General features: G+C 54.2%; 15 protein-coding genes. 7 read left to right on the top strand and 8 right to left on the bottom strand.

Going from position 1 to position 21,480, the window contains the following annotated elements; all coding sequences use genetic code 11:
• Positions 1 to 61: 61 nt before the first annotated feature.
• The gene (gene uca / locus Kalk_RS13770; protein WP_101894798.1) at positions 62 to 3,721 is read left to right on the top strand and encodes an urea carboxylase; all 3,660 of its coding nucleotides are present in this window, start codon (positions 62 to 64) and stop codon (positions 3,719 to 3,721) included.
• Positions 3,722 to 3,723: 2 nt separating this feature from the next.
• On the top strand, positions 3,724 to 5,550 hold the full coding sequence (gene atzF, locus Kalk_RS13765) for an allophanate hydrolase (RefSeq protein ID WP_101894797.1): 1,827 nt from the start codon (positions 3,724 to 3,726) through the stop codon (positions 5,548 to 5,550).
• Positions 5,551 to 5,572: 22 nt separating this feature from the next.
• Here the strand turns inward: atzF and Kalk_RS13760 are convergent, their stop codons facing one another.
• Complete coding sequence (locus Kalk_RS13760; protein ID WP_101894796.1) at positions 5,573 to 5,962, bottom strand: hypothetical protein; 390 nt, start codon at positions 5,960 to 5,962, stop codon at positions 5,573 to 5,575.
• A 278-nt stretch (positions 5,963 to 6,240) separates the two neighbouring features.
• Here Kalk_RS13760 and Kalk_RS13755 point away from each other — a divergent pair, with 278 nt between their 5' ends.
• Positions 6,241 to 7,056, top strand: coding sequence for an SDR family NAD(P)-dependent oxidoreductase (locus Kalk_RS13755; RefSeq protein WP_101894795.1), 816 nt, complete (start codon positions 6,241 to 6,243; stop codon positions 7,054 to 7,056).
• Positions 7,057 to 7,077: 21 nt separating this feature from the next.
• On the opposite strand, the gene Kalk_RS13750 is transcribed toward Kalk_RS13755, so the two are convergent.
• A complete protein-coding gene (locus Kalk_RS13750) occupies positions 7,078 to 7,725 on the bottom strand; it encodes a TetR/AcrR family transcriptional regulator (RefSeq protein WP_101894794.1) in 648 nt (215 codons plus the stop codon).
• 90 nt (positions 7,726 to 7,815) lie between these two features.
• Between Kalk_RS13750 and Kalk_RS13745 the strand changes: the two genes are divergently transcribed.
• Positions 7,816 to 8,712: an oxygenase MpaB family protein gene (locus Kalk_RS13745; protein ID WP_101894793.1), complete on the top strand. Its 897-nt coding sequence runs from the start codon at positions 7,816 to 7,818 to the stop codon at positions 8,710 to 8,712.
• Positions 8,713 to 8,726: 14 nt separating this feature from the next.
• Here the strand turns inward: Kalk_RS13745 and Kalk_RS13740 are convergent, their stop codons facing one another.
• The 5 genes from Kalk_RS13740 to Kalk_RS13720 form a co-directional block, all read right to left on the bottom strand.
• Entirely contained in the window at positions 8,727 to 9,617 is an 891-nt protein-coding gene (locus Kalk_RS13740; protein WP_101894792.1) for a prenyltransferase, read from the bottom strand.
• Positions 9,618 to 9,619: 2 nt separating this feature from the next.
• Entirely contained in the window at positions 9,620 to 10,387 is a 768-nt protein-coding gene (locus tag Kalk_RS13735; protein WP_101894791.1) for an alpha/beta fold hydrolase, read from the bottom strand.
• The gene (locus tag Kalk_RS13730) at positions 10,384 to 13,368 is read right to left on the bottom strand and encodes a DUF748 domain-containing protein (RefSeq protein WP_158643491.1); all 2,985 of its coding nucleotides are present in this window, start codon (positions 13,366 to 13,368) and stop codon (positions 10,384 to 10,386) included. Before Kalk_RS13730 ends, Kalk_RS13735 begins: the two co-directional genes overlap by 4 nt.
• A 90-nt stretch (positions 13,369 to 13,458) precedes the next feature.
• On the bottom strand, positions 13,459 to 14,337 hold the full coding sequence (locus Kalk_RS13725) for an OmpW/AlkL family protein (protein ID WP_101894789.1): 879 nt from the start codon (positions 14,335 to 14,337) through the stop codon (positions 13,459 to 13,461).
• Positions 14,338 to 14,346: 9 nt separating this feature from the next.
• Positions 14,347 to 17,406, bottom strand: coding sequence for an Ig-like domain-containing protein (locus Kalk_RS13720; RefSeq protein WP_101894788.1), 3,060 nt, complete (start codon positions 17,404 to 17,406; stop codon positions 14,347 to 14,349).
• A gap of 221 nt (positions 17,407 to 17,627) precedes the next feature.
• Between Kalk_RS13720 and Kalk_RS13715 the strand changes: the two genes are divergently transcribed.
• Complete coding sequence (locus Kalk_RS13715; protein WP_158643490.1) at positions 17,628 to 18,224, top strand: penicillin-binding protein activator LpoB; 597 nt, start codon at positions 17,628 to 17,630, stop codon at positions 18,222 to 18,224.
• A gap of 76 nt (positions 18,225 to 18,300) precedes the next feature.
• Here Kalk_RS13715 and Kalk_RS13710 read toward each other — a convergent pair whose 3' ends face one another.
• Positions 18,301 to 18,483 (bottom strand): hypothetical protein, encoded by a 183-nt coding sequence (locus tag Kalk_RS13710; RefSeq protein ID WP_101894786.1) that lies wholly within the window; start codon positions 18,481 to 18,483, stop codon positions 18,301 to 18,303.
• 170 nt (positions 18,484 to 18,653) lie between these two features.
• Here Kalk_RS13710 and pdsR point away from each other — a divergent pair, with 170 nt between their 5' ends.
• Together pdsR and Kalk_RS13700 are read left to right on the top strand one after the other, a co-directional pair.
• Positions 18,654 to 19,370: a proteobacterial dedicated sortase system response regulator gene (pdsR, locus tag Kalk_RS13705; RefSeq protein WP_101894785.1), complete on the top strand. Its 717-nt coding sequence runs from the start codon at positions 18,654 to 18,656 to the stop codon at positions 19,368 to 19,370.
• Between the two features lie 3 nt (positions 19,371 to 19,373).
• Positions 19,374 to 21,464 carry an ATP-binding protein gene (locus Kalk_RS13700; protein WP_101894784.1) on the top strand — a complete coding sequence of 697 codons (2,091 nt, stop codon included), beginning with the start codon at positions 19,374 to 19,376 and terminating at the stop codon, positions 21,462 to 21,464.
• Positions 21,465 to 21,480 lie beyond the last annotated feature (16 nt).

Raw genomic sequence — 21,480 nt, 5'->3', positions numbered from 1 at the left:
CCCTGAGCAGGACGACCTAACTCAGTATTTCACAGCGGGACGGCCCGCCACAGATATCGACATGTTAGAAAAAGTATTGATCGCCAATCGCGGTGCCATTGCAGTTCGAGTGATACGCACACTTAAGCAGATGGGCATCCATTCCGTTGCCGTTTATGCAGAGGGAGATGCAGATTCCCTTCATGTCTCGCAGGCAGACAGCGCCATCAGCCTGGGAGAGGGTGGTGCTCGAGAAACCTATCTTAATCAAGACAAGCTGTTTGATATCATGCAGCAAGAACAAATTGATGCGGTACATCCTGGCTATGGTTTTCTAAGCGAAAATCCTGACTTCGTTGAACGCTGCGAGGCAGCAGGTATTGTCTTTATTGGCCCCACGGCCGAACAAATGCGCGTATTCGGTCTGAAGCATACCGCCCGAGATATTGCACGCCAAAACCAGGTGCCCCTGCTGCCTGGTACGGATCTGCTGCTCACTCTCGACTCGGCCCTAGAAGCAGCAGACCGTATCGGCTATCCAGTCATGCTAAAGAGCACTGCGGGTGGCGGTGGTATTGGAATGCAGACCTGTTATCATCCCGACCAACTACATAATGCATTTGCTAGTGTAAAACGCTTAAGCGCCAACAACTTTAGCAACGACGGCGTGTTTCTGGAAAAATATATCGAACAGGCTCGCCATATCGAAGTGCAGATTTTTGGTGATGGCTTCGGTAACGCCATTGCTCTTGGTGAAAGGGATTGCTCTGCCCAACGCCGCAATCAAAAAGTCATAGAAGAGACCCCCGCGCCCAACCTGCCCGACAACATTCGCAGCACCTTGCATAAAGTAGCTGCTGACCTCGTAAGCGCTGTAAATTATCGCAATGCTGGCACCGTCGAGTTCATCTACGATCAAAATGATCAGACATTCTATTTCTTGGAAGTAAATACTCGTCTACAAGTGGAGCACGGCGTAACCGAACAAGTCTACGGCGTAGATCTGGTGCGTTGGATGGTACAACTTGCGGGCGCTAAACTACCTTCCCTCAAGGAACTTAGTGTAAATTTAAAGCCCCACGGCCACGCGGTGCAAGCCCGAATCTATGCCGAGAATCCTCACCGTAACTTTCAGCCCAGCGCTGGCTTATTATCTGCAGTAGAGATACCACCGACGGATGGCACACAGCTGCGCATCGATCACTGGATCAGTTCCGGACTCGAAGTTTCACCCTTTTTTGATCCGATGCTGGCAAAAGTCATTACTTGGTCTGAAACACGTAAAGATGCCATCGCCGCCCTGGATCGCGCGCTTGAACATTGCGTTATTCAAGGCATCGAGACCAATATCGACTATGTACAAACTGTACTGCGCACCGCAGCATTCCAGCACGGCAGTATACACACGCGCTACCTGAACGATCTAGCCTATCATCCCGCCACCGTGGATGTAATCAGCCCCGGTACGCTTACTACGATTCAGGATTTCCCCGGCCGAGTTGGGTATTGGGATGTTGGCGTACCGCCTTCTGGCCCCTTCGATTGCTATTCGTTTCAACTGGGTAATCGCTTGCTGGGCAATTCCAACCTGGCCGCAGGCCTGGAAATCACTCTCAACGGCCCGACGCTGCTGTTCAATCACGACGCTCAATTTATAATTACGGGCGCGCCCATTGAAGCCACACTCGACGGCACGGGCATCGCAAACTGGCAAACCATAAGTGCGCAAGCCGGGCAAACGTTGATACTGGGAAAAGTAGATACGGCTGGCGCCAGAGCCTATCTATTAGTTAGTGGAGGCTTCGATGGCAATCAGTATCTGGGCTCTCGCTCCACATTCACCCTGGGCCAATTTGGTGGCTTCAGTGGACGCGCCTTACGCAGTGGTGATGTATTGCACTTGCTGCAGCCCAATTCAACAACTGCTGATCCTGGCAACAAAGATGCCCTTAAAGAGGCCACTCCAAAACTGGATGACGCGCTTAAACCCGCCATCTCCAATCGGTGGAAACTACACGTAACCTATGGCCCTCACGGTGCGCCAGATTTCTTCACAGAAAAAGATATCCAGAGCTTCTTTGCACACACCTGGGAAGTTCACTACAACTCCAGTCGCACAGGTGTACGATTGATTGGCCCCAAACCGGAGTGGGCTCGTAGCAGTGGTGGTGAAGCAGGCATGCACCCCTCCAACATCCACGACAATGCATATGCCATTGGCACTGTCGACTTTACTGGCGACATGCCGGTGATTCTCGGGCCAGATGGCCCATCGCTGGGAGGCTTCGTTTGTCCTGCCACCGTCGTTACAGCTGACCTTTGGAAACTCGGTCAACTAAGAGCAGGTGACACTCTACAGTTCGTTCCTGTTACCCAGCATACTGCTAAGAACATGGAACTGGCGCAACAGCATCAAATTAGCAACCTTGAAGTGTCAGCCTATGAACCTCAGCCTGCATCGCTGTTTGAGCTTGCGCCCATCCACAGTAGGCTGAGTGAGGCTGAAAACGGCGTAGAGGTGGTGTATCGCGCAGCCGGTGACAAATATCTATTGGTTGAATACGGCCCACAGAAACTGGATGTTGAGTTACGGTTTCTTGTTCATACGCTAATGCTTTGGCTAGAGGAAAATAAACATGCCAACCCTGCACTGTCGGCTCTAAAGGAACTGACGCCTGGCATTCGCTCTCTGCAAATTCACTATGACAGCCTTAAACTGCCACTTGATGAACTCGTTCAGATACTGATTGCTGCGGAACAGGAACTACAACATCAAGAAGACTTAACAGTGCCAGCACGCATCGTTCACATCCCCTTAAGTTGGGATGATGAAGCCTGCCGGGTAGCTATCCAGAAGTACATGCAATCAGTACGCAAAGATGCCCCCTGGTGTCCCAACAACATTGAATTTATCCGGCGCATTAATGGCCTTAACAGCATTGAAGAGGTGAAAAAAATTGTATTTGATGCTCACTACCTGGTAATGGGTTTGGGTGATGTCTACCTAGGGGCACCGGTAGCAACGCCACTGGATCCACGGCATCGCCTGGTAACAACCAAATACAATCCAGCCCGCACCTGGACCGCCGAGAACTCTGTCGGCATTGGCGGATCCTATATGTGCGTTTACGGCATGGAAGGCCCTGGGGGCTATCAATTTATAGGGCGCACGCTGCAGATGTGGAATCGCTACCGCCAAACAGCAGAATTCACCAAACCCTGGTTATTACGGTTCTTCGATCAAATCAAATTTTACGAAGTGAGCGCAGATGAACTGAAACAGATTCGCCAACAGTTTCCCCGCGGACAGTATCCGCTGAAGATTGAAGAAACCACGTTCAGCTTGAAACAATACCAGACGTTTCTAATGGACAATGAAACCAGCATTCATTGCTTCACTGAGCAACGCAATCAAGCATTCGAAACCGAGCTGCAACATTGGATTGACAGTGGTCAATTCCATTTCGATTCCACACCATCAGGGCATGATCAATCAGCATCGGAGCAAGCTCTGGGTGATGACTGCATTGCTATTGAAAGCCACGTTGCGGGCAGCATCTGGCAGTGGAAAGTGGCAGAAGGCGAAAAGATCTCTGCAGGCCAAACCGTATGCATACTTGAATCAATGAAAATGGAAATAGAAGTAATGTCCTCCGATAGCGGCACAGTCCAATCCCTCTGCCGCCAACAGGATCAACAGGTTTCTGCCGGGCAGCCCCTACTTATTTTGAAACAGGAATAATTATGTTGGATCTAAGCACTGTCAATATGACCATCACCGGGTTGCAACAGCACTATACTAACGGCGACTTTACACCAGCATCATTGCTTCACAGCCTGCGCGAAGCCAATGCCAAGTTCAACGAAACCAATCCTGTATGGATACATCTTTTAAGCGAAGATGAACTCAACCTGTATTTGGAACGTATAAATGATGCCAAACCTGAAGACCTCCCTCTGTTTGGTATTCCGTTCGCAATTAAAGACAACATTGATCTTGCAGGCATTCCAACTACAGCTGCTTGCCCTGATTTCGCCTACATACCACCAGCCAATGCATTCGTAGTGCAACTGTTATTGGATGCTGGCGCCATACCTTTAGGCAAAACTAACCTGGATCAATTTGCCACCGGCTTGGTGGGTGTTCGTTCGCCCAAGCCATGGGGGCCATGTCGCAACGCACTGAACCCTGAATACATTTCCGGTGGCTCGAGTTCAGGCTCTGCTGTCACTGTTGCCAATGGTCTCGTGTGCTTTTCTCTTGGCACCGACACCGCAGGCTCTGGCAGAGTTCCCGCTTCACTCAATAACATCGTGGGGCTGAAACCCAGCAAAGGCTTGTTCAGTACCACTGGCGTAGTACCCGCCTGCCGCAGCCTGGATTGCTTAACAGTATTCGCACTCACTGTTGACGATGCCAATACGGTGTTCGATGTGGCGGCTCGGTTTGACAGCAGCGACGCTTATGCGCGCGCCAACACGTACGAGAACGGGAAGCGCTATTACAGTAGCCAAATTGAAGCGTTAACCATCGGCGTGCCCGCACCCTCACAACTTGATTTTTTTGGCAACGAAGAAGCCAAAGCACTGTTCTCAGACAGCATTAGTCAGCTACAAGCACTGGGTACAAACATCATTGAAATAGATTTTGATGCCTTCACCAGTGCAGCCCGTCTGCTGTACGAGGGCCCATGGGTTACCGAGCGCTATCTGGCCACACAGGATATAATTGAAAGCTCTCCCCACTCCATGCTGCCGGTAATACACACCATTATCAGTAGTGGCAACAAGTCATCCGCTATTGACGTATTCCAAGCCCAATATAAGCTGCAGGAATACGCGCAAGCAGCCAACTTACAGCTTAACAAGGTAGATGCCATCCTAACCCCAACCAACGGCAGCATCTATACGGTCGCTGAGGTACTGAATGACCCCATCGAGCTCAACAGCAAACTGGGATTCTATACAAACTTTATGAATTTGTTGGATTGCAGCGCTGTTGCAATTCCATCCGGCTTTTACCAAAACGGTGTCGGCTTTGGTGTCACACTTTTCCACCGAGCGTTTTCAGACAAGAGACTGCTGGGATTATGCAGTGCACTACAGCGCGCCAACTCATTACCTTTGGGCGCCACCGCTTTGGCTGGTGCCCCATTCAAGCAGGATCTTCGATCCGCCCCCAGCCACATCAATGTGGTGGTGTGCGGTGCACATCTTCAGGGGCTTCCCCTCAACTGGCAATTACATGAGCGCGGCGCCACACTGGTGGAAAAAACACAATCAGCTCCGCATTACAAGCTCTACGCCCTGGCTGGAGGCCCACCCTTTCGCCCCGGCATGATGCGATGCGAAACCGGTGGCCAATCCATTGAAGTAGAAGTGTGGAGAATCCCTATGGAGCACTTAGGAACCTTTGTAGCTGAAATTCCTGCACCTTTGGGCATCGGCAAAGTACAGTTGAATGATGGACGTTGGGAGAGCGGTTTTATCTGTGAAGCTTGCGGCCTGGATGGTGCTAAAGACATCACCCAGATGGGAAGCTGGCGACGATACATAGCCAGCTTAGGATGATGTAACTTGTCATGCCTTGGGCTTACTTTGCCTCAAGCGACTGCTTTTTGTGATTCTGCGCCGCGATGGGGAAACAATTCTTTATGGTGACCTTGCCCTGCAATAAGTTGCCTTTGGAATATTCATTAAAGTGGCAAACATTTGCTTTAGGGTCGTAATTCTCCACCCATAGATTGTCATCCTTCCAGGTTGCCGCTATATGCTGCTGACCTGCGGGAACCTCAATGGTCATGACACCGCCATATCGCTTAACAAACACTTGTTGAAAGTGAAAATAGTAGGCCAGTGAACCCACCATTAAAATCGCACCACATCCGATCAGGGCAGGTTTCCAGTGGTTCATTTTCCCGAAAATACCCAGCACACCGACAGCCAGGGCAACCACCACCAGCCAATAAAAATACGTAATCATACCCCTCTCCTTTGTTCAGTCTGGATCGTTTAATAGGAATTAAACTCATCGCAGCGAGTTAAATCAATAAAGCCCAAGCCAGGATACTACATCCACTATGGCATACCTCAGCTATTCACCCCAAAACCAAGTTTACCTCAAAGTCCGTAGCAGCTGGCCTGATATGACAATCATTTCGTCCCATTACCATCTGGTTCCCGGTTCTAATTTTGTTTAAGGTTTAGACATAACAATGACTGGCTACTTCCTTAATAACACCATAACGATCAGGAACCAAGATGAAATCATTGACGAACAAAGTGGTTGCCTTAACCGGCGCTTCTTCGGGTATTGGGCGAGCGTTGGCACTACAGCTGGCTGAGCGGGGCTGCCAGCTGGCACTGGCGGACGTTAACGCAGAGGGGCTAAAGGAGACCGCAGCAAGCCTGCCTGCATCAACTCGGGTGACCACTCACATTGTTGATGTTTCCAACAAGGATCAGGTGTATCAATGGGCAGAGGATGTCGTGAACGCTCATGGCGGCGTTGATGTGATCATCAACAATGCGGGCGTGGCATCACAGGGGCTGATTGAAGATTTGAATTACGACGATTTCAATTGGGTATTTGATATTGTTTTTTATGGTGTGCTGTATGGCACGAAAGCCTTTTTGCCCTATCTAAGGCAGCGCCCAGAAGGTCATATTGTCAATATTTCCAGCGTAAACGGCTTCTTTCCGTTCCCCAGTAATGGCCCCTACAATTGCGCCAAACATGCGGTGAAAGCACTGAACCAAACGCTGATTCAGGAATTACGCGGCTCTAATATCCACATCACCTCAGTACACCCCGGCGGCATCAAAACCAATATCGTGCGCAATAGCCGTGTGGTGCAACCATTGGATCCCAAGTTATCCAAAGAGCAGGCAGCCGCCCGCTTTGACAAAATCGCAGGCACAACAGCAGAAAAGGCCGCCAGCATTATCATCGGCGGTATTCAGAAGAACAAGCAGCGGCTGCTGGTGGGTAAAGATGCTTATGTGCTGGACATACTCACCCGCACTTTCCCACAGGGCTTCTCTAACCTGGTAGGGCGGGTGATGTTGCGAGGGTAAACCCAGATGCTTAGCTGTGCGTTAGCCGGGCGGCGGTGAATCCCGCAGCTCGTGCAGCCACTGCACCATTTTATGGGCTAGCTCATCTATGATTGCCTCTACCTGCAGACCCGGTGGCGGCATAATGGCCAGTTGCAATAATGTTGATCCGGTCATGGTGGTGATAAGGTAAAGCGATTCCCGCGAGGGTGTTATAAACAGGTGTTCTCGGGTTTTACTGGCCCCAACCAACGCCAGCCGAAACAGCTCTGTGCGCAGGCCCTCCACTGCGGGCACTTTATGTATAAAAGGCACTTGGAACAGCAGCACTTTAAGCAGCCGGTGTTGATCGCGGGACACCGCATAAAGGCTGTAAATCCAGCTGCGCATGGCAGGCTCAAAATCCATATCTTCCACGCTCAGCAATGCAGCCTGCATTTTCTGCAGTGATACTTCGACCAATTGCGTGGCAACCGCAGCCACGATGGCTTCTTTGCCAGGGAAGTACTCGTAGACTGAGCCAATGCTGACCCCAGCCCGCTCTGCCACCCCATTGGTGGTTAATGCGGCATAACCCTCCTCTTCCAATAACTGAGCACTTGCTTGGATTATAGCCCCTACCGTCGCCTTGGAGCGCGCCTGCCTTGGAGACTTTTTCTCTTTTAAATCAAACTGTTGTCGCTTTGTCAAAGGGTCTTATCCTGCTTAATTAATATCCGAGTTTTTCTGAATATTCGCTTAGTTTAGGATATCTGAATACCATACCATAAGAGCAAGATTATGAATTCTGCTGCCAAGAAACAGGTTGAAGACCCAAAGCCCAGCCACCAGCCAATACAAACCCAGTGGGCTCCACAAAGCGGAAAGGAGATCGACGCGGCGATTCCGGGCTGCATCGACAGCGTGGGGTTATTAAGCGGCGTTGCCAATACCATTATGCAATTGGCCTATCCCGGGGTTGGCCACGGGGTGATGGAAAGCCGTGTTGAGTCCGGCTCCATTTTGCATCACCCCATCAAGCGCGCCCGCACCACGTTGACCTATCTGGCGGTGGCCATGCAAGGCACCACCGAAGAAAAACTGGCTTATCGGCGCGCCATTAATGTCGCCCATGCACAGGTAACCTCCACTGAAGCCTCCCCCATCAAGTACCGGGCACTGGATCCGGAACTGCAGCTGTGGGTGGCCGCTTGCTTGTTTTGGGGCCATGTGGATGTATATGAAAAATTGCGCGGCCCGATGTCCCAGGCGGATCTGGAGCGGTTTTATGAATACGCCAAGCCATTGGGCACAACCCTGCAGGTGCGCCCGGACATGTGGCCAAAAGACATCAATGCGTTCTGGGTTTACTGGAATGAAAACCTTGACCGCATGGAAATGCCGGAAGACGTACGAGACTGGTTATTGCAGCTGGTGGATCTGAGTTTTGCAGGCCCTGCTGTGAGTATTCCCTTTGGCCGATTTGCCAAACTGATGACGGCTGGGTTTCTGCACCCCCGCATCCGCACGCAAATGGGCTTGAAATGGGGTGACAAAGAACAGCGTAACTTTAACCGCATCATTAAGTTGCTGGGGGCCGTCAACAACCGTATGCCGCGCCAGCTTCGTCAGCTGCCCTCCAGCGCGCTGTTGTGGGATTTCCGCCGACGCCTGAAAAACGGATTACCGCTTAACTAATCCGCCATGCGTTACTACGCCAAAGCTAACACCAGTGCCAACGTTAACGGTGTTAGCAGGGTTGCCATGACATTCAGTGCCAGCAGTTGCGGTTGCTGGCCTATGTCAAAGCCGCAGGTTCGGGCTCCTCGCCACGCCACCGCCCCCAATAACCAGGGTGCCAATGCAAGCAGGCTCCACAGGCTAAGCAGACCAGACACGGCATACAAAACGATCAACAGGCCAGCCAGCAACCACATAATGCCATAAGCAACATTACTGGCGGCCACACCATAGGCGATGGGAAAGTGATTACGGCCGATGGATGCATCGGCTTGTACATCCGGGTATTGATTTAACAGCAGCAGGTTATTGACCAATAAGAATGGAATCAGGCCAACCAGCAGGGAGGTTATGCGGTAATCTCCCGTGAGTACAAACTGGGTGCCCACGACCATCAACACACCAAATCCCAGACCCGGTGCAATCAGGCACAACCACGGCAATCCATTGATCCAGCGAGTGTACAACACTACCAGCAGCAGCCCCGCCACACCCAATGGGAGCAGAGCAAGGCCGTGCCGCCACAGAAAATACAGGCCAATTGCGATGACCAGCAACAAGCTGATCACCCCAACCCATAATACCGCACGGGACTGCTCCGGATGCTCGGGCAACGCGCCGCTGCCACCACTGAAAGGGGTACGGCGGGTATTCAGATCCAGGCCGCTGGCAAAGTCCAGGTACTCGTTCAGTGTGTTCACACTGATGTGAGCCAGCAAGCCCCCCACCAGTGCCAGCGTTAAGGTTTGCCCCGAGATTGGCAGCCCCTGGGCGATCACTGCTGCTGCCCCCAGAAATATGCATATGGGCGTTAAAATCAAAAACGGAATACGGGATGAGCGCAGAATCACCGACAAGCTCATGGCTACGCTGACTCCTGAAGCCAATGTTCAATTTGGTGAATGATCCAACGGCCATCATCCAACGGTAAATCGTGCCCCGCACTGGCGTGAGTTGCCAGCGGCCACGACCAACGCTCAGCCAAGCGCCGGGTACAGATCGGGTTTACCAATCGGTCACGGGCGCTGTTCAATAACAGCACTCGATCATGAGGACAGCGCTTGGGCGCTCGGTAACGGGCCGCTGCCATCAATTGGCGCACCGCGTTTTTGGTACTGGTAGGATGAGTGCGGGCGTATTGTGCCCACTTGCGCGCCAACTGAGCTTTGTGTGGATACAGGTTACTGGAGATATCCAGTATCAGTTGCTCACGGCTTTGCAGGTCTCGATCCAGCAAAGCCTGTTTCAAGATGGCGAGGTAGTTTTCAGGCTGCAGCCGATCCAGCACCGTGCCCACATCCCGCATGGAGGAGTTGATGATTACGGCAGAGGTAACTTCCTGCCGATGCCGGTGCATCCATTCCAGAGCCACCATCCCACCCAATGAAATCGCCAGCAGGTTGACAGGGCCGTTCACGCTTCGAGCTTTCAACAAACGTCGGGCGGACTCCATCATTTCGCGGATGGTTAACGGGCTGGGGCGATCACACAAGGCGCCGTTTCCCGGCAGATCCAGCAGATGAATGCGTGCTTCTGGAAACGCCTTGGCAAACAGTTCAGGAAACTGCTCCCAGTGTTTTTGCTGACGCACTAACCCCCGCAGAAAAACCCAATCCCCCTGCACTGAGCTCATCGGGCATCGATCCCCAGCTTCACAACCCGGCCTTTCAGGTGGGCTTTTTTGGTTTTGGCCACGGACACCCGCCCATGATTCAATTGGGTTACATCCACTAGATATTGTTTGATGACCAGGGCGCGGGCGTCCGCCAGTGCCAGCAGGTCGGTCGAGGTGATCTCTTGCTTGTCCGCGACGTCCTCGTACATGGCTTGATAGACGGCTGCCTCCAGCTCATTCCCTTTTAATTCAGGGTTCTGCGCCTGCAACGCATCCTCACGCTCACCGGTGTCGGGCAGTTTCAGTTCATCGTTGATTCGCAGTATGGCTTTGCGATTGGCACGCACGCTCCACCAGTCCACATCACCGGCTTCTTCGCGCAATTCAAGCAACGACATTTTACGATCATCCGCTACTCGATCCTGTATGCGCAGCTTTTTCAATACGGGCACATCCTCGGGGGCGAACGCTCCACCGTGGAAACGCACGATCAACTGCGGACGTTGCTGCAGTGCTTCTGTGAGCTTCTGCAGGCGTTGCTGGCTATCATCGGTGAGGTCGGCAAAACCCGCCGCAAATTCAATTTCACCTATGTCTTCGCTCCCGCCTACCAGCGAGCCCAGTAGCTGAAACGGCGAGCTGGCGGCTTTCACCATGACGTTCAAGAAGGCTTTGAGGATAACCCCTGAGATACTGAACCCCGGATCGTCCAGATCGCCAGACACTCCCACATCCAGATCAATAACGCCATTCACATCCCGCAGCAACGCCAACCCAAGGGACACCGGTGCGTCAATGGCGTCTTCACTGGGCACTTTTTCACCCAGATAGAGTTGGTCTGCAATAATGCCGTTTTCGCCCTTCAATTTACGGTCGTGCAGGCGATAATCCAGCTGTAGGTTGAGCTTGCCGCTCTCCAGGTTGTGGGCAATAAAAGCGGCGGAATAAGGTGAAAGTGGCGGCAGCTCCAATCCTCGCAGTTGGCTTTTGAATTCAAAGCCTGGCTGTTTGGCTATGGGGTCGAGGGTGCCTTTGACGTTGAACGGAGCGTAACGGTCGATTTTACTGGTGAGACTGAACGGCACCGGCGTGGAGTTGTTGCTGGCCACTTCATCCAGTTCGAACGCCATGCTGTGCAGACCGGTCTGAAACACGGGCGATACGCTGTTGTCTACAAAGCGGGTGAGGCCATTGTTTATTTCTACTTTGCCGATGACGTAATTCCAGCCGCTTGCTGCCGCTTGCTGTGCATCCGCTGCCACTTCCTGTTCGGCGCTGGCGACCGCCTCTGTCACCCCTGGATCGGGTCTGGCGATGGTGGCCCAGTTCAGTTGTTTGTCTTTGCCGATCTCCACCAGCAGATTGGGCTCGGTGATGGTGAGCGCCGCCAGTTTGAATTGTTTGCTTTGGGTTTCCAGCACGGCGTCGGCGGCTTTGATCTGTGTGAACTGGATCACTGGCTTACCGGTACGCAGGTCTTCGGCCTGAAAATCGTTCACTTCCAACGCCAGTTGCGACGACACCGGCACCTCGCCCTCGGTGCTCAGATCCACTTTGCCGTTGAGGTTGAGGCTGCCTTTTTCGATACGCAGATAGGTGGCCAGCTCGATGTATTCAGAAAACGACGGTAACGGCAGATTCTGCAAGCCGTACTCAAGCTGCATGGAGAACGGCACTAATGTAACCACACCATCTACTTTGAGCATGCCCTGCTCGTCTAATGTGGCCTGAATGCTCAGTGGCACCGGCTGCTGCTCGGTCAGCGTAAAATCATCCAGCGCTACCTGTATGCCACTAACAGTGTGGCCACGGGTGATTTTTTCATTCTGATCCGAGAAGTTAAGCTGACTGTTGCCCACTTCAAGCCGACGCACCACTACCTTCCAGGGAGCGGCTTCCTGTTCGGCTGCCACTGGGCTGTGCTGCGCTTCGATGTTTTGCTCCACCACTTCTTGCACCAGCAGGTGTTGGAAGCGGGGCGCGCCATCGGCATCAAGCCATTGATTCAGCAGCACCTGATCCACATTGAGTTTGCCGATCTCAAGGCTCTGCTGCAGCAAGTCAAACTGCAGGCCACTGATGGTGATGGTGTTGATGCGGGCCATGGGCGGCTCGGGTATGGCATCATCCAGGGCCAGCTCGGTTACGGTAACGTCGGTGTTATCGATGTTGACTGCGACGTCTTCTTGTTGCTGCTGTACCAACACGTGAGCGTTCAGGCCCAAGCGCCCGCCCGTCACGGTCATGGGCACAACGTTATTAACGAAATCACTGAATTCCTTCAGTTCAATGCCCATGGCTTCCACGTTGGTATCCACGTAGAGCGGATCAAGGCGGTATTCTCCGGCCAACTTGATCTGGCCACCGCCAGGAATGGCAGCCGTGATGTTGAAGGGGTTTAGATGCTCATCACCGGTGGCCAGATACAGATCCAGCACTTCGATGGTGATGTCATCCATTTCGGAGCGGGCGGGCTTGCTGCCACTGAGATCTGTAAAGCGAAAAACCCCCTGATTGATGGCGGTGTTTACCACTTCCAATGCGATACGGGTGTCGCCTTGTTGTTCCTCCACCGCAGCCTCATCGCCGGAGAACTTGTCGATTATGTCGCTGAAATTGAAGCGATCACCGTGTTTCTCGATGTTGACCAGGGGCTGATCCAGCTGGATGGCCTCAAATTTGATGTCCCAACTGAACAGGGAGCCCCAAGGCGTGAAGTTTACATAGAATTGCTGCCAGGCGAGCAGTGGCGCATCGGGTTTGTCTGCCACAGCAAAGTCGTACACCCGTAATGACAGATCGAAGGGGTTGTACTCAAAGCGCTCAACCGTGAGTTGGCGTCCAACAAATTCGGACACGTCGGCTTCCACGACTTGTTTGAGTTTGCCCGGCAGGTACAGGTAGGACAAAGCGATGTAAATTAGATAAACCAGCACCAGCCCGAGTAGGGTCCATTGGTGCCAGCGCAGTTGTTTAAGGCGGGCGGAGAAGGTGGTCACGGGCACAGCTTCCTTTGAGTTGCTTGCGACAGATTCGAATAGAAACTGCGCCCATTATACCGATTTATGATGCGTTGGGATGACAGATGTCTAGAAGTCGAAGCCTACCCCGATATGGTAGACCCAGGGATCGACCGTGACGCTGACGCTGGCATCGCCCACTTCTGCCGGACTGTAGGTGGGCAGGCTTGGGGTATCCACCCAGATGCCGGTCACTTTGGCGTCTGCTTCCAGCCCGCCAATGAATTTGACATCAACATTCACCCACCAGTCTTTATAGAATTTGTACTCTACACCGCCCTGCACTACGTAGCCAAAGACGTCGTCTACCTCCAGTTCGGGCTCACCATATTGAGTGAGTATGGGGTTGGTGACTTTGGAATCGTAGGTGATCATATAAGCCATGCCGCCCCCCACATAGGGGCGCAGGGGTTTATCCAACATGAAACGGTACACCAGGGTGACCACCGGGGGCAGCACTTTGGTTTCGCCAAACTCTGAACCCAGAGGCGGCACCCCGGTAGGAATGTTGCCCAATGCATAAGGGGCAATGGATTCTGTGGCCAGGGTACCTTCGGCAGTGAATTCCACGGTAAAGGGCAGCGCCAGGATGGTTTCCACCGACAGGTGTCCATCCATCCACGGCAGGCGATAGCCCACCACGGCACTGGGGAAGCTTACCGGCTCCACGCCAGCACCTGAACCGGCGATGGGGCCATTGTCGATGGCAAGGCTGGCTGCTCCGTCCACACCACTGAGTACCACTTCGGAGCTGGAGGAGTCCGGCTGCAGGGAGGTGTATCCGGCGCGGAAGTAAAAGGGTTTTGCGCCCTTCTCCATGCCCAGTGTTTTGGTTTTGAATCGATCCCAGTAGTTGGCTTCCTGGTGTGGATCAGGTTGCTCTACCTGGGCCCAAACCGGGGTGGTGATGATGGTCGCCAGCAGGGCGAATGAAAATACCTTGTTCATACGCGTCTCCTATTGACGACCTTTGAGTGGGTTGCCGATAAGGCTCATTTTCATGGCGCCTGAGGGAATCTGCAGTAAGATGCTGCCCGGCAGATTCAATGCCGATACGTTGACGATCAGATCAACCGGCGACAAGCTTTCCGGGGTGATGAGAATGCGCCCATCCTCCAGAAACTCCACAGGCCCTTTTATGGTAACCTGAACCGGTTTGCTGCTTAGATCATGAGCCACACTGATCACTCCGAGCACTTCGATGACCATGTCCGGTGCATCCATATAGAGATCAAGCTGTGCAATAAACTGGGGTTCCGCTACCCCTTCTTCTTCCACGATATAACCTGTGACAGGCTCTCCACCTGCCTGGCGCAACCGAAGAATGCTGACCCCTGTATCCACATTATTGATCGGTATCGTAACGATGACCCGTGCGGTGGTATCAAGGCGAATCGAGGTGCCATAAATAATACCGGGGTGCACGGTAACCGGTATCTGGCTGGTTCCGGCGATGGTCATACCCCAGGTGAGGCCATCCACGGTGATGGGTTCCGGCTCTCCCACAGTGACGGGTAACGAGCCACTCAGGTAGATATTGGGGTCGCCATCAATCAGCGCGCCCACAACAATTCCGCCAACGCCGGTCACCGCTACCCCGGCACTGTTTTCGCTATGGGCCGTTTCACCGGCATCCAGGTAGCCGTTACCATTCTGATCACTGAACGGCTGCATTTTCAGGGGCAGAAACACATCATTATTGGCGGCCACCGCGGTAAAGGTGTTGACGATATTGCCGCCACCGGCATCACCGGACTGACCGCCATTAATAGGATCAGGGTTGAGAGGGATTCCGTTCTCGCTACAGATCTCACCGGCGCCACAGCTGGTGTTGGCTCCGGCCACCAGGGTCAGGCGGTAGTCGGTACCCTCGACCCAGCCGTTGCGGGGTACAAACTTGAAGCTGCGGGTATCGGCGATCAATGAGCCATCCACCACGCCCACGCAGGCACCACCACCATCCAGTTCTTCTACGCGCACAGCACCGCTGCCACAGGCACTGCCCAGGGTCAGGGTGGACAAATCCATGGGCTGGCTGAAGCTCACTTCGAGACGCACATCGGCTGGAATCGTGAACGGCAGGTATTTTTCATCACCGGACAGCCCGCCACTACAACGACCGGCAAAGCTGGCGTCGGCTCCGGTAAGGGTACAGGCTGCTCCCGAATGAATGGAACTCACCACCGGGCCAACCGTGGTGGCTGTTGGGTTTTCGGTGCTGAATTGAATGGCTCCATCCCCGCCGGTGGCATCGGCACCGTCCAGCACCAAGGCGTTATTGGCCAGATCCGTGAGCGCCCCCAGGGTGATCTGATAGGTTTTGTTGTAGGCCAGGGGGCTGTCGGGCTGCAGCAGCATGGTGCTGCCATCCCAGGTGATCTGGAAGGCAACCTGGCCACCATCGGTCACATTGGTAAGCACGATTTCATCCTGAGGGTCGACACCGGCATTATCCATGGGCTCGCTGAAAATCAGTGACAGCTCATCGCGCACCGGGAAGTCGGCGCTGCCATCACCGGGGTAGGCGCTGGTAATGGTGGGTGCCACGGTATCCTCTACCGGTGTGCTCACCAGATCGGAATTGATCGCCAGCACCAGGTGAGCCGGTGCCCGATCCAATCCCAACAAATCCATCTCTAAGGTGCGTACGCTTTCAATGTACAGGGTGCCGTCTTCGATATAGGCGGTGCCGGTAGCCTGGACATGGGGAATGGTCTGATTCAGCACAGCATTGCCATTGGGGTCGGCACTGGTGAGTGCCAGATCAAAAATCAGATAGACGAAGATGGGCGACTTATCGTCGTCCACCTGGGTGCTGTAGGGCCGGTAGGGGTTGCGATCCATGTAACCGGTCACGTCGGTAATGAAACTGGCGGTGATGTCGCCGGTTTGCAGATTGGCGGGCACCTCACCGCCCAGCCGCAGATCAAGCCCGGTAATATCGAGATACACGCCTTTGCGGATCACAAATGGAATCAGGCCACCAAACGCACTGGGGTCTGCCAGCCGCGCCTCCAATGTGATATCCCGCAGATTGATATCGTTGCTGCCGATCAACGGCGAATACAAATCAATGGCATTAAGGGGGCGTCCAGTGAGACGGGAGGTCTGAGGGAAACCTGCCTCACCATAGGCCGCCGTGGTATTGAACCGCTGGGTAATAACGCAATCGCAGCTATTGGAATTCACCGGCACCATCTCATAGGTAACCGGGTTTACCGCTTCACCATTGAGATCCACAATGCCGCTGCCCAGGCGCAATCGATAAGTAACTCCGGGGGTCAGATCCTCATCCGGGTCAAAGCTGATGTGCTGCTTACGCACCACCATGGCACCCACCACCGGGGTTTCCGTTGCGCCATTCACTTCCACAAACTCAAAGCTGGTTCCCACTTGCACGGTTTTTTCATCCAGAGGCTCGCTGAACTCCACTCGCATCGTAGAGAAGTCCATCATGGGATAACGGGCATCCGGCGGGGACGGCAGCGTAGTGGAATACACATCAGGATCTTCACCGTTGATGGCAGTAACTGTAGGGGCCACACCGCTGACAGGATCGCTCTGGGTGGTGAGGAACGTCACCAATGGATCGCTGGCCGGCAGATTGGTGCTGCCGCCGCCAATGACCGCACTGCGCACATAGAGTTCGTAGCGAGTCCCCTGTTGCAGCTGATCTGTTTCAAACTGCACTATTTTGCCGCTGACGCTGGGTGCTATGGATATCACCGCATCCCCAGGGCCGATCAGGCAAAAGTTACCTGTGACATTGCCACTGCCATCCACGCTGCAAGCCGCATCCACGGCCGACTGACTGGCATTCTTGCTGAAGGTGACATAAAAACGGGTGCCCAGATGCACATCGGTCTGGCCATCAATGGGGTAAGTAAAAATGACGCCGTCGGACAACGAGGGGGGCACATAGGGGTCGCCACCCCCTCCACCACCGCATCCTGAAAGAACCAACACAGTCGCCGCCGTCAGACCTGATACGCATTGGAGAAAGGAAAACTGCTTCATACGGGATACTCTTTTACGCTTATATAAAGGGGGGCTCCGCCGTTCCGAAAACCTGGTTTCCTGGCCAGGAATTGATCAATTCACTCACCATTAACTATGGTAGACAACGTGTAAATCCGCCAGTTTAGAGCGGCTTTAGCAGGGGAATGCTCTTGATTGATGCGCAATTTCCGTGGACACTAGGTGTTTGTAGTCCCAAAAAGAATAAGCAGAGGGAATCAATGAATAAAAAGTTCGTATTGGGTTGTGCGATGGTCGCCAGCCTAATCATTCAAGGCTGCACCAACACCGTAAAATACGATGACACGCCCGCCTCAAAAACCATCACCAAGGATGTGAGCGCCGACAGCATCAGCGCAAGCTCGCTGTCTATGCTCGAAGGCATGCTGGCGGACGCGCAGGTACAAAATGCCACCAAGAGCGGCCGCCCCATGCTGGCCGTGTTCGGACTCATCAACTTCACCTACGACAAGCTGGATCTGGCCACCATCAATGGTCAAATCATGAATGAGCTGAATAAGGTGAACCGCTTCCGCTTTTCTGATCAGGGCCTGATGTCGCAAGAAAGCGAAAAATGGAAGGAAAGCCTGTATCAGCTGTTTGAAGAGCCCGCCAGTGGACTGGATCTGGCCAAAGCGGTGGATGCCGACTATCTGCTGGTGGGTGAAATCAGCAACCTGATTCGCACCGAGCCCAAAACCAAAAAAGTGTACTACCGCATCACCCTGAAGCTGCTGGATCGCAAAAAAGGCGACTACATCTGGCAGGAGCAGCGCGAACTGCTGAAAAGTGAAAAGAACATCGTGTACGGCATCTAAATCAGCCGGCCACCCAAAACAGGCCTCCTTGCGAGGCCTGTTTTGTTTCTGCAAACTGCATTGTCAGCCACGGCCATCACAGCAGAATCCTGTCGGACTGCGCCGGATACACCGAAATCTGTACAGCCAAATGATCATCCCCCAGGCCATCCAGCCCACGCAATCCAAACACCAGCAGCGCCAGCAGCAGTACAGTGAAATACCAACGGTTGCTCCAGCGACGCTTAATGGGTGTTGACGGCAAAGCATTCAAATTCATGGTGAGTCTCCTCTCATTGTGTGCGCTCAAGCCCCAGTACACACCCACACCATGGCAATTTAGCCCGCCAACGCTGACCAAGCCGCAATGAATCATGATCAATTGTGGCAAAGCCTTTTGTCAGCAACACACTGTTGTACACTTAAGCCATTCCCATATTGAGAGCGATCATGGCCAAACACATTGCGTTGATTGAAGACGAAGCCGCTATCCGCGAAAACTACAAAGCCTTTCTGCAAGGGCAGGGCTACCAGATCAGCACCTACGAATCACGGCCCCAGGCGCTGGCAGGCATGCAGCAGACCCTGCCGGACATGGCGGTGATCGACATCGGCCTCAAAGATGAAATCGAAGGTGGTTTTGACCTGTGCAGGGAGCTGCGCCAGATCGCCCCCCACCTGCCCATTCTGTTCCTGACCGCCCGCGACAGTGAGCTGGACGCCATCTCGGGGCTGCGCTTGGGGGCCGACGATTACCTCACCAAAGACATCAGCCTGCCCCATCTGTCGGCCCGCATCACGGCTCTATTCCGTCGCCTGGATGCCCTCAATCAACCGCGTCAGCAAGAGGACCGACTGCAACGCAGCGAACTGCTGCTGGATCTTGACCGGCTGCACGCCAATTGGCGTCAGCAGCCACTGGATCTGACCCTGACCGAATTCTGGATTGTGCACGCTCTGGCCAAACACCCCGGCCACGTAAAAAACCGCCAGCAGCTGATGGACGCCGCCAGCGTAGTACTGGACGACAACACCATTACCTCCCATATCAAACGCATCCGCCGCAAGTTCAATCAGATTGACCCCCAGTTCGATGCCATCCAGACCGTATACGGCATGGGCTATCGCTGGCACATTCCGTCTGCCACCCCCTCCAGCGGAGCCTGACATTTGGGCCTGCGCACTCAGTTACTGCTGGTTTCCCTCACCATTTTGCTGCTGCCATGGGCCGGGTGTCACTATGTGCAGGAAATGGAGGGCGCACTCAGGGAAAACCAAAGCCAGGCACTGCTGCAACAGAGCGCCATACTGGGCCGCCTGGCTCAGACCGCAGAACTGCCCTGGGATCTGCCCGAGGCCCTGTTCTACACCCCCCGCCGCTATCAGCCGGTGCAAGTAGACGGTTATGGTGACGATTGGCAAAACCATGTGACAGAAACCTTATCGGCCAGCCCGAGCGTCACACTGCAAAAGGCTCTGTATCAGGATCGGCTATACCTGTTCCTGCAGGTAAAGCGCTCCAACATTCACTATCACAACCCCGGCCTGCCCTTCAGCCACAGCGATCATGTGCGCCTGACCACCCACGACGGCCGCGTGCGCCGCCAATGGGTGCTGTTCACCAGTGCGCCGGGGCAGTTGCAGGCCTACCAGTGGCTGCGCCAACAACAGCAACTGCAGCCCCTGCAGGATATGGAGGCCTGGTGGCAGGAAACCCGCGACGGCTTCAACCTGGAAATCAGCGTCGCCCAACAGGATCTGCTGCCCAACATCGTACTGCAGCTGTATCAGGTTGCAGCCCAACCTGAAGCACAACTGGCCGCCACCAGCCTGCGTGTCGAACAGTCTCGCGGTGAGCACTGGTTACGCCCTCTGCCAGCACTGGCATCGCTTCTACAGGCGCAACGTACCGACCAGCTGGATGCCGTACTGGTTGATCCACAGGGCTGGCCCCTGTCCCCCCAAAAGGACTGGATCAACCAACCACCAGCCATCGAGCCCCCCACCGACCCGGAAAGCCTGCTCAACCAGGGCATGAGCCGCTTCTACCGTTTACTCATTGACCTGCTCACCCCCAGCGACAGCCAGACTCCCTGGCCCCTGCAGGCAGAGGAACTGAGCGCCAAACAGGATCGTTTTGATCTGGCCCGACTCAAACTACAGCATGCTCCGCAGGCAGGCTGGTATCAGCTGCAGGATCAGCAACGATCCGCACTGCTGGTCAGCCAGCCGCTGTACGCCGAGGGCAAATTGCAAGGCTACCTGCTGCTGTCCCAGACCGGCGACGCCCTCATCAGTCTCACCAATCAAGCCCTGCGCCGGGTTACTCACCTCACCCTTGGGGTACTGATACTGGTGATTGTGGCGCTGGTCGCCTTCGCCAGCAGCCTGTCGTGGCGCATTCGCAGCCTCAAACAGTCCGCCGAACAGGCCATCAGCTCGGATGGCAAGGTAAACCGGTTTAAGGCCTCAAAGCGCCCCGATGAAATCGGCGACTTGTCCCGCAGCTACCAAAACCTGCTACAACGGGTACAGGGCTATACCGAATACCTGGAAACCCTGAACGGCAAACTGGCCCACGAACTGCGCACCCCCCTTGCCATCGTCAAATCCTCGCTGGAACTGGCTCGCAGCCAGACCGACACAGACAACACCCACCCACAGCCTCTCAGCGACTACCTGCAGCGGGCCGAAGAAGGCAGCGAACGCCTGCGCCAGATCCTGTCCGCCATGAGCGAAGCCAGTCGGGTGGAACAGACCATACAACAGAGCGAAATCAGGCAATTCGATCTGGTGCCGTTACTGACCGGGCTCACACAAGCCTATGCCGACACCTATCCGAATCACCACTACCAGATGCGGCTGGACGTGACAACGGCCCCCCTCCAGGGCAGCCCCGAACTGATGGCGCAGCTGTTAGACAAACTGGTGGATAACGCCCGCAGTTTTGCTCCCACCGGCACCCCCATCACCCTTGGACTGCAGCGGGAGCAGGATCACCGGGAACGCGCTCAGCTGCGTTTGTGGGTGCGCAACGAAGGCTCCACCCTGCCAGATCAACTGCAACACCAACTGTTTGATTCCCTGGTATCCATGCGCGACCAGCAGCACCGCGACGGCAGCCCCCACCTGGGCCTGGGCCTGTACATCGTGCGCCTGATCGCAGCCGCCCATCAAGGCCAGGTCCACGCCCGAAACCTGCCTCAAAACAATGGGGTGGAGTTCTCAATTACACTAACCGAAAACGCGGCCGCTACCTGAAACCCAAAGCAGCGTC

The organism is Ketobacter alkanivorans, from assembly GCF_002863865.1.
Classification (GTDB): Bacteria; Pseudomonadota; Gammaproteobacteria; order Pseudomonadales; family Ketobacteraceae; genus Ketobacter; species Ketobacter alkanivorans.
This window is presented reverse-complemented; position numbering and strand designations above follow the sequence as displayed.

Coding starts and splice junctions, on each gene's coding strand:
- Kalk_RS13710 (WP_101894786.1), bottom strand. CDS start 18,483: ATGAATTTGAATGCTTTGCCGTCAACACCCATTAAGCGTCGCTGGAGC.
- uca (WP_101894798.1), top strand. CDS start 62: ATGTTAGAAAAAGTATTGATCGCCAATCGCGGTGCCATTGCAGTTCGA.
- atzF (WP_101894797.1), top strand. CDS start 3,724: ATGTTGGATCTAAGCACTGTCAATATGACCATCACCGGGTTGCAACAG.
- Kalk_RS13715 (WP_158643490.1), top strand. CDS start 17,628: ATGAATAAAAAGTTCGTATTGGGTTGTGCGATGGTCGCCAGCCTAATC.
- pdsR (WP_101894785.1), top strand. CDS start 18,654: ATGGCCAAACACATTGCGTTGATTGAAGACGAAGCCGCTATCCGCGAA.
- Kalk_RS13725 (WP_101894789.1), bottom strand. CDS start 14,337: ATGAACAAGGTATTTTCATTCGCCCTGCTGGCGACCATCATCACCACC.
- Kalk_RS13760 (WP_101894796.1), bottom strand. CDS start 5,962: ATGATTACGTATTTTTATTGGCTGGTGGTGGTTGCCCTGGCTGTCGGT.
- Kalk_RS13720 (WP_101894788.1), bottom strand. CDS start 17,406: ATGAAGCAGTTTTCCTTTCTCCAATGCGTATCAGGTCTGACGGCGGCG.
- Kalk_RS13735 (WP_101894791.1), bottom strand. CDS start 10,387: ATGAGCTCAGTGCAGGGGGATTGGGTTTTTCTGCGGGGGTTAGTGCGT.
- Kalk_RS13740 (WP_101894792.1), bottom strand. CDS start 9,617: ATGAGCTTGTCGGTGATTCTGCGCTCATCCCGTATTCCGTTTTTGATT.
- Kalk_RS13745 (WP_101894793.1), top strand. CDS start 7,816: ATGAATTCTGCTGCCAAGAAACAGGTTGAAGACCCAAAGCCCAGCCAC.
- Kalk_RS13755 (WP_101894795.1), top strand. CDS start 6,241: ATGAAATCATTGACGAACAAAGTGGTTGCCTTAACCGGCGCTTCTTCG.